Here is a 12,526-nt window from a genome sequence, read left to right on the forward strand (position 1 = left end):
AACTTAATTTATGAGAATATTAATCTTTATATTATTAACTTTTTGTATAGGAAATACCTTAGAGATAGTTTTTGAACAGAGAAAACCCTATGTTGAAAAAACAGAGGACTCAATAAAAGGTTTAGTTGGAAAACCTATTATAAATGCTTTAAATAAGGCTCAAATAGAATATATATTAAAAGAAAAACCTTTTAAAAGACAATTATATGAAATTAAATCAAATACAAAAGAAATTTGTGCTTTAGGTTGGTTTAAAACAAAAGAAAGAGAAAAGTTTTCAAAGTATTCTACTGTTGTATATCAAGATAAACCTTTAGGAATTATTGCTTTATCTAATAAGAATTTTCTTAATCATATTCATATTGATAAACTTTTTTCTTTAAGTAACCTAAAAGTATTAGTTAAGGCTTCCTACTCTTATGGCACAATTTTAGATGAAAAATTAAAAAATCCAAAACTAAAGAAAAATGAAGTATTTTCAAGTCATGAAAAAATGCTTAATTTGATAAAAAATAAAAGAGCTGATTATATGTTTATCTCTAAAGAAGAAGCAGATGTTTTATTAAAAAATGAAAAAAAACTATCTTATTATTCTTTGGAAGGTCTTCCAACTGGAAATAAACGATATTTAATGTGTTCTAAACTTGTAGAAGACACTACTATAAAAAAAATAAATAAATTTCTAAAAGATAAAAAATGATATATAAATTTATACTAATTATTACTTTATTTGTAAACTTTCTTCAAGGAAATATAAATAAAGATATTAAAAATATTTCTGCTTTAGTTGCCCCTCATTTATATGAATTAAATAATGATTCTTTAGAAAACATTTTAGAAAACTATTTAAAAAATAATCAAAATATAAAATATTTGATTTTATATGATACATTAGTTAATAAAAAGTACCTTTCCTATTATAAAAACAAAGATAAAGTTATAAAAAATAGTTTTAACCCAAAACAATTAAACTTTAATTGTGAAAAGGTAAGTATTGATATTAGATACAAAAATGAAAAAATTGGTTCCCTTGAAATATGCAAAGAAAGTGATAATGCTCTAAATCTTACAAAAGAAGAAAAACTTTGGCTAGAAAAAAATAAAGTTATAAAAGTTCATAATGAATATGATTGGGCTCCTTTTAATTTTAATGAACATAAAACAGCAAAAGGTTATTCAATAGATTATATAAAACTTTTAGCAAAATCTTTAGGTTTAGAAATTAAATTTGTTACTGGAACTTGGAACGAATCTTTACAAAAAGCATATAATAAAGAAATTGATGTAATGCTAAATATTGCAAAAACCAAGCAAAGACAAAAGCATTTATCTTATGTAGGTATTTATGCAAGAAACATAACTTCAATTTTAACAAAAAAAACTAGAGATGATATTTCAAATATTGATTCTTTACTTGGCAAAAAAGTTTCTGTTGTTGAAGGCTTTATTTATGAGAAGTTTTTAGAAGAAAACTATCCAAAAATAGAAATTATAAAATATAAAAATACCTTAGATAGTATTAAAGCTGTAATATATGATGAAGTTGATGCAACATTAGGTAAAACAGCAAGTTTAAATTATATAATGAATGAAAATGTTATAAAGGGATTAAAATATACAGCAGATGTTAAAGTAAATGATCCAGAAATGGAGAATTTATATATTGCAGTAAGAAATGATAAACCAATATTAGGCTCTTTACTGAAAAAAGCTATGCAAAAAGTATCTATTGAAGAAATGGATAAATTAAAATTAAAATGGTTTAACCAAAAAAGAAGAGTTCAGTTTACAAAAGAAGAGTATAAATGGTTAGATAAAAAAAGAGTTATACGATATAGTGAAGTTAATTGGAAACCTTTAGCTATTATAGAAAAAAACTCTATGACAGGTATTATTGGAGATTATTTAAATATTGTTGCTGAAGCTACAGGTATTGAATTTGAATTTGTTCCTTCAAATTCCTGGCCAGAGGTTTTAGAAAAGTTCAAAAATAAAGAAATTGATTTAGTACCAGGTATAGGAGATACAAAAGAGGAAACTTCCTTAGGAGCAGTTTCAAAAAAATATGCTACTTTTCCTATGGTTATAATAAGTAACGAGAGTGTAAATTATATTGACTCTTTAGATGATATAAAAAATAAAGTTTTATCTATCCCAAAATTTTATACAAGTTATAATTATATAAAAGAGATATATCCAAATATAAAAATAATTGAAACAGAAAATATTTTTGATGCTTTGTTAAATGTATCCAATAAAGACGCAGATATTTTTTTAGGACATTTAGCTCCAACTATTTATTATATGACAAAAATAGGAAAAGATAATCTTAAAATTGTAGGAAATTCAGGAGTTAATTTTAAACATCATTTTTTAATCAACCCTGAATTACCTGAACTTCTATCTATTACAAATAAAGTCTTTGATTCTTTAACTCAAAAAGAAAGAGATAAAATCTATAATGGTTGGATTGATGTTAAAGTGAAGCAAAATTTAGGTTTTTCTCTTAAAAAAATACTATCATATCTTCTACCATTATTATTTATTATTCTTTTAATTATACTAATAATAATTTACTGGAATAGAAAGCTAAAAATTTTAGTTGATAAAAAAACAGCTGATATTTTTAGTAAAAAGCAAGAACTACAATCTTTAGTGGATTCTTTTGATAGAAATGTGATTTTTGTACAAACTGATTTAAATGGAATTATAACTCATCCAAGTAAAGCTTTTTGTGAAATTTCAAAATATTCAGAATCTGAACTAAAAGGAAAAGGAAGTAACATTGTTCGACATCCTGATTCAGATGAAAACTTATTTAAAGAATTATGGCAAACAATAAAAGCCCAAAAACGTTGGTCTGGGGAAATAAAAAATATGGCAAAAGATGGTACAACTTATTGGTTGTATTCAAAAATTGAACCTGCATATAATAAAAGCTTAGAGTTTATTGGTTTTAAAGCAATTAGTCAAGATATAACAAATAGAAAGATTGTTGAAAGCCTAAGTAAAAACTTAGAAAAGAAAGTTGAAGAGCGAACTTTTGATTTACAAAAGGCAAAAAATGAAATAGAATTAATGCATCAAAATACTAAAGATAGTATAGAGTATGCTTCTTTAATTCAAAGTTCTCTTATTCCTTCAAATGAATTATTTGAAAAACATTTTTCTGATAGTTTTCAACTTTGGGAACCTAAAGATATAGTGGGTGGAGATATTTACTTATTTGAAGAACTTAATGATAATGAATGTATTTTAATGCTAATAGATTGTACTGGTCATGGAGTTTCTGGTGCTTTTGTTACAATGTTAGTAAAAGCAATAGAAAGACAAATTATAGCTTTTATTAAAAATAATAATGAAAAAGTAAGTCCTGCAAAAATATTGTCTATTTTTAATAAGAGTATGAAACACTTATTAAAACAAGAAACTGCTGATTCTATTTCTAATGTAGGTTTTGATGGCAGTATAATTTATTATAATAAAAAAGAAAAAATTATTAAATTTTCAGGGGCTGAGCTACCTTTAATTTTTACTTATAATAAAAAAGTAAATATAATAAAAGGAAATAGACATTCAGTAGGTTATAAAAAGAGTCAAGCCTCTTATACCTTTGATGAACATGAAGTTGAAGTTCAAAAGGGAATGACTTTTTATCTAGCAAGTGATGGTTATTGGGATCAAAATGGTGGTAAAAAAGGCTTTCCTTTTGGAAAAAGAAGTTTTCTTAAATTATTAGAAAAGTATTCTTTATATCCTTTATCTAAACAGAAAGAACTTTTAACGAATGATTTATTTTTATATCAAAATAAAAATGAAAGAAACGATGATATTACTATTATAGGATTTAAAATATGAATGAAGATGAAATAAAAACACAATATGTAGGAAAGTTTTTGGAAAATGACTATAATAAGTTTAAAGATGGTTTATTAGAATTATTAGAAGATTATAAAAGAAAAAGCCAAAGATTAGATAAGATTATAAAACAAAGTGACAAAATGCAGTTAAGGCTCATAAATGCAAATGAAGAACTTGCAGAATATAAAAACAATTTAGAAAAAAAAGTAGAAGAAGAAATATTAAAAAGAAAAGAAAAAGAAAAAATTATTTTAGAACAATCTAAATTTGCTGCTATGGGTGAAATGATTGATGCAATAGCACACCAATGGACTCAACCTTTAAGTATTCTAAGTCTTTATTCTAATTCTTTAGAATTTGATTACAAAGAAGGAATTGTTAATGAAGCTTATATTGATGATTTTCAAAAAAAAGTAAATGCTACTATTGAGCATATGAACTGTACACTTACAGAGTTTAGAACATTTTTCAGAGAAGATAAAAAAAGAGAAGAGTTTGATATCAAAACAATGATTGAAAAAGTTTTTTTATTTGTAAAAGATGAATTTATAAAAGAAAAAATAACTTTAACTTTAAAAATAGATAATGATTTTAAAATTATTGGGATTGAAAATGAGTTTAAACATATCTTACTTAATCTTATTAATAATTCAAAAGATGCATTTATTGTAAACAAGATAAAAGAAAGAGAAATTATTGTTAAAGCATATGTTACTGATGATAGTAAAGTTTTAGAAATAAGTGATAATGCAGGAGGAATACCTTTTGAAATACTTGATGATATTTTTAAAGCAAACTTTACAACAAAAGGAAATAGTGGTACAGGAATTGGTCTTTATATGAGTTCTTTAATTGCACAAAAATATCACTGCAAATTATCTGTAGAAAATATTGAAGAAGGTGCACAGTTTAAATTAATCATTAATTAAATCATCATTTGGAATACCTAGGTAAAAACCTTGAGAATAGTCAACATTTAATTTTTTGACTTCTTCAAAAGTTTCTTTATCAGAAACAAATTCAGCAATGGTTTGAAATCCCATTTTGTTTGCAAAATCTATCATTGTTTTTACTAACTCTTTTGAACTTTCATTTATAGTAATATCTTTTATTAAAGAACCATCAAGTTTTATATAATCTGCATCAATTCTAAGTAGATATTCAAAGTTACTATATCCTGTACCAAAATCATCAATTGCAATTTTACAACCATAAGATTTAAACTGTTTTACAAAATCACTAATTTTGTCAAAATCTTCTATATTCTCAGACTCTACTAATTCTAAAACTAGTTTATCATTTATTTTATATTCTTTTATTTTTTTCGTTAAGTATTCAATTAGTTCTTTATTTAAAATATCTTCTATTGTTAAGTTTATAGAAAATTCACAGTCTAAATTTTCAAATTTCTTAAAAGATATATCTATTACTTTTTTGGTAATTTCAATATATTGTTTAGATTTTTTAGCAATTCCTAAGAAGTAAAAAGGGGAAATCAATTTCCCATCTTTTTCTTTCATTCGTACTAAAACCTCATATTTTTCAATTTTCATTGTTTTATTATTTAAAATTGGTTGGTATTGAACAACAATTCTATCATCATGTAAGGCACTTTTTATTTTTTCAACCCAAATAAGACTATCTTCAAATTCCCTTTCTATTTGAAGTTTTTTAGAATATATTAATAAATGTTTGTTTAATTTCTTTGCATGTTTATTCGCAACTTCTGCTGTTAATAAAACTTCATACTGATGTTCAAATGATATTCCAACAGTAGTAAGTATATCAAAAGATTTCACTCCTAAATCAATTTTTGATTCAATCATTTTTGTATTTAAAAGTTCAATAAAATTTGTAAATTTAGTTTGATCTAAACTATTATTTAAAATAGCAAACTTATCTGCATGTAGTCTATAAAGTACAAAATCTTTATTCAAATAACTTTGAATTAAAATAGAAAATTGTCTAATTACAACATCTCCTATAACATGTCCATAAAAGTCATTTATTGAAGAAAAGTTATCTATATCAATAACTGCAATATTATTTAAATCATGTTTTTCTAATTCTTCAACTAACTTTGTTCTATTTCCACAGTTTGTTAAACTATCTTTTGTTGCCAAATCCAAAAGACTTTGTTTTTGCTCCATTAGTTCTGTAATATCATGTCTAATACCAACATATTCAAGTATTTTATTTTTTTTATCAAGTATTGGAACAACTGCTAATTTAACATAATAAGAACTACCATCTTTTTTTCTATTTTTTAAAATTCCTGTCCAAGTTTTTTTATCTTGTATATTGTTCCATAATTCTTTGAAAGTTTCTTTAGGCGTATCTTTTGAACGAAGAAGTGAATGAGGTTTTCCAATGGCTTCCTCTTTTGTATATCCTGTAACTTTACAGAAGTTATCATTTACATAGGTGATATTACCTTTTAAGTCAGCTTTTGTAATTATATTATCTATATTCATAGCTTCAATATATTCATTAAAAAGAAGCTCTATTTCTTCAAGTTTTTCTTTTTCTTGAAAAAGTTTTTTTGCAAGTTTTGAAGGAATTAAAGAGAGTAAAATACCTAGAAAAATACTAATAATAAAAACAATAGATAAAATATTTAATAGTGAATTGATGATTGATTTTTTCAATTGAGCAATATTATCTTTTTTTGTTTCTAAAATTAAAAATAATTTTTGTTTTAAATTTAATTCATCACTTATATATTTAGAAAAAATATTTTTATTTAAATATTCTTTACTTTTTAAAATAGCATTTACTTCTTCTGGTAAATAATTTTTTAGTTTTATATTTTTTTGTAAATCTTTTGACCATGATAAATCTTTTATGGAGTTGTTAAATGCAGTTTCTCCAAATAAGAATTCTCCTTTTTCATCAACTAGTGAAACCTTAAATAAGTTGGATTTTTGAAGTTCATTTAGGATTTCTTCCATAAAAATATTAAAAATAATAATACCTTTAAACTCTTGCAGGTCATAAAGTACGGTTGCTATTCTAAAAGTAGGAACATAAGGTATTTGTATTTTATTATTCTCAATATTTAAATCAATATTAGAAGTCCAATATGTATTATCTAAAATTTTTGATGTTTCTTTGAAGTAGTATCTTTGAGACTTATCTTGAAGTTGTGATTCTTTTGTTTGTATAGCTTCTTCTAAAAAAGTTCGTTCAAAACGAATTTTTTCTAAACCTTTATTATCAATAAACCTTAATTGCATTATTTTTTGGTCAGAATTTATAATATGGGAAAATAACTTACTTAAAGTATCTTTACTCTTTTTATCTTGCTTTTGTAAATATTCTAACATAAGTTCGTTTTTTCTAAGTGAAAAAAGGTAGTTTTTATATCTTTTTAAATAGTTATTTAATTTTGAAACTTTATTTTCTATTTCAAGATTTGCATCTATAATAATTTTATTTTCTAATTGTTTTTCTTGATATTTGTAATTTATATAAAAAGTTAGAGAAGTGGTTAAAAAACCAAATAATACAAAAGATAGTACAAAGAATATCTTTATATTAAAGGCATTTTTTATAAATATATTAAATCTGCTTTTTTTTATCATTTTACCTCAGTTTTTAATAATTGAGGCAATATTATATCATAAGAAAACCAACTAATAATTTAAGGCTTGATTTTCTTATATGCTTCATCTAAACTTTTTGATGCAGTGAGAAGTTGAACTTTTTCTTTTTTATTTAAAGATAATCTTAGTCTATGTTCAATTCCTAAAGAACCAATTACACAAGGAAGACTTAATACTGTACCTTTTTCCAGATTATATTCTTCATTTGCTCCTACGGAAACTGAAAATATTTTTTTCTCATCCCTTATAACACATTGAATAAGTTTTGCAACAGCAATTGCTACTCCAAAATTTGTATAACCTTTTCTTTGTATTATTTCATAGGCTCTTTTTTTTACTATTTGCATAGTTTTTTCTTTCATTTCTTTAAGCTCTAAATTTTTTGGTAAAGGAAAGTTTTTTAGTTTAATTGAACCTATAATAGCATTTGACCACACTGCAAATTCACTATCTCCATGTTCTCCTACGACGTGAATATGTACATTTTTTCTATTAACATTTAATTCTTTTCCTACTTGATAACGTAGTCTTGAAGTATCTAAAACAGTTCCTGATCCAAATATTTTTTTCTTATCTCTTGAACTTGTTTCTTGTGCTACCCTTGTAAGAATATCTACAGGATTCGATACCATTATAAGTACAGCATTGGGTGCGAATTTATCAAGTTTTGTTATTATTTCTTTTGTAATTTTTGTATTTCTTCCAAGGAGTTCTAACCTCGTTTCTCCTTCTTTTTGTCTTGCTCCAACTGTGATTGCAATTACATTGCAATCAGAAATGTCTTCATATTTATTAGTGGCTTTGATTTTCATTTCAGATAATAAAGGAATTGTATCATCGATATCCATTGCTTCGGCAACAGCTTTATTTTTATCTCTATTAAATAAGACTATTTCTTTACCAATATTTCTAAGAACAAGTGCATTAACAATAGCTGCACCTACATTTCCTGCACCAATAACACCTATTTTAGAATAGTTTAACATTTGAAGCCTTTTTTTCTTTAAATTTTAGCTAGATAAATTTAAAGAAAAATTATTTAAAGTTCAAATCTTATTTCAAAACATGCACCTTTATAGTTTTTATTAAAATAGTTAAAGTTTTTATTAAAAACAAAAATTTGACCATCTAAATGTTTTGTCACAAGTTCTTCGGTCATATATAAACCAATTCCTGTTCCTTGTGCTTGATGTTTTGTAGTAAAATAGGGTTCAAAAACTCTATTTATAATCTTTTCTTCTATTCCTCCGGCATTGTCATAGATTTTTATTACTAAATAATTTTCTTCTTTTAATACATCAATAAAGATTAGTTTTTTCTCTTGAGTTTCATTGAAGATCTCAAGTGCATCACGTGAATTATTTAATATATTTAGTAAGACTTGTATTAACTTATTATTTATTGTAAAAAGTTCTTCATTACAAGTAATATTTTTTATAATATGAATACTTTGTGCATTAAATTGAGCTTCAATTAGTTTCAAAGTATTATTAATTAAATCTTCAATAAAAACTTTTTCTTTTTCTTTTATATTTGGTCTAAAAAAGTTTCTAAAGTCTTCAATTATTTTTGATAAAAGTTGACTAGAATCATTTATTGTATTTAAAGCTGAGTATAAGTCTTTATCTTTTAATGTACCCATTTCCTTTTGTATTATTACTCCTGTTGCCGCTACAGAAATTGTAGATAATGGCTGTCTCCATTGATGAGCAATATTCCCTATCATCTCTCCCATTGCAGCCATTTTTGATTGTTGATATAAAACAGCTTCTTTTTGTTTTGTTTGAGTTAAATCTACAAAAGATGAAATAACTACATTTTTATTATTTATTTTTGCCTTGCTTATTTTTATTAATAAAGGAAGAACTTTTCCTTTTGCTGTAAGAATTTTTATTTCAAAAGTTTTATTATATTCTTTTCTCAAATTATTTATTATTGTTTTCTTATCTTCTTTAATAACTAAATCTAAAATATTTTTCCCTAAAAACTCTTTTTTATCATATTCTAAAATTTTTAAAGCATAGTTATTTATACTAATACATTTATTGTTTTGACTTACTATAACACCATCTATAGAACTATTTAATATTTTTAACATATCTTGATTTATTTTTTTCAATAATTGATGTCTATATATAAGAAAAATAATAATCAATGATGCCATAAATACAATAATAAAAATAGTAGTATAGTCTATTCTTTCTTTTATTATTGTTGGTTGTGTCCATCTTGAGTATATGTCTTTTTTCTCTTCATATGAGATAGAATGAATAGTTTTATTAATAATAGATAATAAGACTTTTTGGTCTTTTTGAAGTAAAAATCTATGGTCATACATAAACGATGTTGTACCTGATATTTTTAAATTTTTTAAATAATTTTCAGTCATATAATATATAGAAGTGGCAATATGTCCAATAAAGGCATCAACTCTTTCTTTTTCAACAAGAAGTAATGCTTCTGTTATAGAATCTGTTTGAACTATATTTATCTTTGGATAGTTCTCTTTTATAAAGTTATAACTAGTGTAGTATTTTGGAACAGCAATAGTTTTATTTTTTAAGCTATTTAAATCTTTTAAATGTTTATATTTAGATGTTGATGTTACAATTACCATTGGATAGGAAATATATAAATCACTTATTATTCCATTGTGTATTTCATTCATACTAGAATCTACACCTGGAAGTAAATCAATCTCTTTTTTCTTAAATTTATTTATAGCATCTTTCCAGTTTTCTGAAGGTATATATTTAAACTTTATTCCAGTTTTTTTTGAGATAATATTTAAATAGTCTGCCATTATCCCTTCCATCTTATTATCTTTAATAATTGATAGTGGAATCCAGTTTACTTCACTAAAAGTTACGATAGGATTATTTTTAATCCATTGTTTTTCTTCTTGGTTTAGGTTTATGTTTTCATTTGCTTCTAAAAAGTTTAGGCAGATGAATATTAGTAATAATATTAATTTTTTCATGTTCTTTTCCTATATTCTACTTTATTAGTAACTATAAGAATATTATATGCTTAAAAGGTAACACAATAGTATTATAATGTAAAATAATTTAAAGTTTGATTTTTTTATTTTATAAAATATTTTTGATAGAAGATTTTATAAATAGGACAAAAGTCCTATTTATTATAGTTGTTATTAACCACCATACATCAAGTTAGGTAAAAACATAGTAATCTGAGGAATATAAGTTACTAAAATTAATCCTACTAAGATAGTCATTGTCCAAGGGAAGGCTGCTACAATAACATCTTTTATACTCATTCCAGTAAGTCCAGATGTAACAAATAAATTTAATCCTACAGGTGGGGATACCATTCCAAGTTCCATATTAACTGTAATAATAATACCAAAATGAATAGGATCAATTCCAAGTGCAACGGCAACAGGAAGTAATAAAGGTACCATAATCATAATAATAGCACTTGGTTCCATAAATGAACCAGCTAAAATTAGAAGTAAGTTAACAGCTATTAAGAACATATATTTATTTACATTTGCTTCAACTAAAGCTTCAGTAATTGCTTGAGGAATATTTTCAATTGTTAAAAAGTGTGCAAATAACATTGCATTTGCAATAATAAACATAATCATTGCAGTAGTTTTTGCAGACTCTAAAGCAGTTGGCCATATTTCAGTGATTTTTATATCTTTATAAATAAAAACAGAAACGATAAATGCCCAAACGCAAGCTACAGCAGCAGCTTCAGTTGGTGTAAAAATACCTCCATAGATACCACCAATAACTAAAACAATAGTCATAAGTCCCCATGAGGCATCTTTCATTTTTGCTAATCTCTCTTTAAAAGGTTTTGGTTCAGTTCTTTCAAAGCCTAATCTTCTTGCACCAATATATGTTACAACCATCATCATAATACCAAGCATTATTCCAGGAACAACCCCAGCCATAAATAGTTTACCAATAGAAACTTCAGCTGTAACTCCATAAACGATTAATACAATTGAGGGTGGTATCAAAATTCCAAGAGAACCAGCTGTTGCAATAGTCCCGACTGCATATTTCTTTGGATATCCAGCTTGCATAATTGCCCCAAACATAATTGAACCAATAGCAACAACAGTAGCAGGAGAAGAACCAGATACAGCTGCAAATATTATTGAAGCAAAAATTGCAGAAATAGGAAGCCCACCAGGAAGATGACCTACTACAGATTTAGCAAACTCAATAATTCTTTGTGCAGCACTACCTTTTGATAATAGATTCCCTGCAAAAATAAACATTGGAATTGCCATTAAAGAGTAATGTTCTACTTTGTTAAATATCATTGCTGATACTTCAATAGGTGAAATAGGAGTAAATAATAATAGTGTTACAAAAGTAGCAGCTCCAAGACAAATTGCAATAGGAGTTCCTAAAATAACTAAAAAGAAAAATATTCCAAATAATACAGCTACACTCATAGCATTCCTCCTGTTTTCTTTTCAACTTCTTTTACCATATTATTTAGTTCTTTTACATGTTCATTTTTATTGTCACTTTGTTTTTCTCCAAGTTCTGCTAAAATCATTTCAGCTTCACTCTCTTTTAAGATTTTATCATGGCTTGTAGATAAAATACCATGAATTCTTTCTGCTACTCTATATGCTGCAAAAGCAAAAGAAATAGGGATAACAAGATAAATTACCCACATTGGTATATTCCAAAGATCAATTGATCTTTCATCTAAATCAATAACTAATAAAATATATTCATATCCATAATATGAAACAGCACATAAGAAAATAAAAGTTACTAGATGGGAAAGTAGAAGCATAATTTTTGCAATTCTAGATGGCATTAAATCCAAAATAATTGTAACTGCAATATGAGCATCTTTTTTAAAACAGTATGCTGCTCCAAAAAATACACTCCATAAAAACAAGAATACCGTTAATTCTGTTGCCCATACCAGTGAAGCATCAAATACATATCTTGCTACAACATTTATAAATGCAACTGCAACCCCGGCAGAAATACCGATGGCTGCAATTGATTGGTTAATAAATCCAATAATTTTACTAATAGTTTTTAATACAATCATTT

General features: G+C 25.0%; 8 protein-coding genes. 3 read left to right on the forward strand and 5 right to left on the reverse strand.

From position 1 onward, the window contains the following. The first annotated feature begins 10 nt into the window (after positions 1 to 10). The 3 genes from CP965_RS10755 to CP965_RS10765 are packed head-to-tail and all read left to right on the forward strand — an operon-like array spanning position 11 to position 4,790. Entirely contained in the window at positions 11 to 700 is a 690-nt protein-coding gene (locus CP965_RS10755) for a type 2 periplasmic-binding domain-containing protein (RefSeq protein ID WP_129062109.1), read from the forward strand. After that, positions 697 to 3,858, forward strand: coding sequence for a transporter substrate-binding domain-containing protein (locus tag CP965_RS10760; RefSeq protein ID WP_129062110.1), 3,162 nt, complete (start codon positions 697 to 699; stop codon positions 3,856 to 3,858). Before CP965_RS10755 ends, CP965_RS10760 begins: the two co-directional genes overlap by 4 nt. Then, positions 3,855 to 4,790 (forward strand): sensor histidine kinase, encoded by a 936-nt coding sequence (locus CP965_RS10765; RefSeq protein ID WP_129062111.1) that lies wholly within the window; start codon positions 3,855 to 3,857, stop codon positions 4,788 to 4,790. The genes CP965_RS10760 and CP965_RS10765 overlap by 4 nt, the downstream gene beginning before the upstream one ends. On the opposite strand, the gene CP965_RS10770 is transcribed toward CP965_RS10765, so the two are convergent. The 5 genes from CP965_RS10770 to CP965_RS10790 all read right to left on the reverse strand — a co-directional run bounded on the left by CP965_RS10770 (position 4,776) and on the right by CP965_RS10790 (position 12,524). Further along, the gene (locus CP965_RS10770; RefSeq protein ID WP_129062112.1) at positions 4,776 to 7,445 is read right to left on the reverse strand and encodes an EAL domain-containing protein; all 2,670 of its coding nucleotides are present in this window, start codon (positions 7,443 to 7,445) and stop codon (positions 4,776 to 4,778) included. The genes CP965_RS10765 and CP965_RS10770 overlap by 15 nt on opposite strands. Before the next feature lie 59 nt (positions 7,446 to 7,504). Further along, a complete protein-coding gene (locus CP965_RS10775) occupies positions 7,505 to 8,452 on the reverse strand; it encodes an L-lactate dehydrogenase (protein ID WP_129062113.1) in 948 nt (315 codons plus the stop codon). 53 nt (positions 8,453 to 8,505) lie between these two features. After that, complete coding sequence (locus tag CP965_RS10780) at positions 8,506 to 10,446, reverse strand: ATP-binding protein (protein ID WP_129062114.1); 1,941 nt, start codon at positions 10,444 to 10,446, stop codon at positions 8,506 to 8,508. A 174-nt stretch (positions 10,447 to 10,620) separates the two neighbouring features. Further along, entirely contained in the window at positions 10,621 to 11,904 is a 1,284-nt protein-coding gene (locus CP965_RS10785) for a TRAP transporter large permease (protein ID WP_129062115.1), read from the reverse strand. Continuing rightward, a complete protein-coding gene (locus CP965_RS10790) occupies positions 11,901 to 12,524 on the reverse strand; it encodes a TRAP transporter small permease (protein ID WP_164971020.1) in 624 nt (207 codons plus the stop codon). The genes CP965_RS10785 and CP965_RS10790 overlap by 4 nt, the downstream gene beginning before the upstream one ends. Positions 12,525 to 12,526: the final 2 nt, after the last annotated feature.

It is taken from the genome of Halarcobacter mediterraneus (assembly GCF_004116625.1).
Classification (GTDB): domain Bacteria; phylum Campylobacterota; class Campylobacteria; order Campylobacterales; family Arcobacteraceae; genus Halarcobacter; species Halarcobacter mediterraneus.

What these genes read in the sequence shown, in the direction of transcription:
- CP965_RS10785 (WP_129062115.1), bottom strand. Translation starts at nt 11,904, where the DNA reads ATGAGTGTAGCTGTATTATTTGGAATATTTTTCTTTTTAGTTATTTTA.
- CP965_RS10790 (WP_164971020.1), bottom strand. Translation starts at nt 12,524, where the DNA reads ATGATTGTATTAAAAACTATTAGTAAAATTATTGGATTTATTAACCAA.
- CP965_RS10780 (WP_129062114.1), bottom strand. Translation starts at nt 10,446, where the DNA reads ATGAAAAAATTAATATTATTACTAATATTCATCTGCCTAAACTTTTTA.
- CP965_RS10775 (WP_129062113.1), bottom strand. Translation starts at nt 8,452, where the DNA reads ATGTTAAACTATTCTAAAATAGGTGTTATTGGTGCAGGAAATGTAGGT.
- CP965_RS10765 (WP_129062111.1), top strand. Translation starts at nt 3,855, where the DNA reads ATGAATGAAGATGAAATAAAAACACAATATGTAGGAAAGTTTTTGGAA.
- CP965_RS10760 (WP_129062110.1), top strand. Translation starts at nt 697, where the DNA reads ATGATATATAAATTTATACTAATTATTACTTTATTTGTAAACTTTCTT.
- CP965_RS10755 (WP_129062109.1), top strand. Translation starts at nt 11, where the DNA reads ATGAGAATATTAATCTTTATATTATTAACTTTTTGTATAGGAAATACC.
- CP965_RS10770 (WP_129062112.1), bottom strand. Translation starts at nt 7,445, where the DNA reads ATGATAAAAAAAAGCAGATTTAATATATTTATAAAAAATGCCTTTAAT.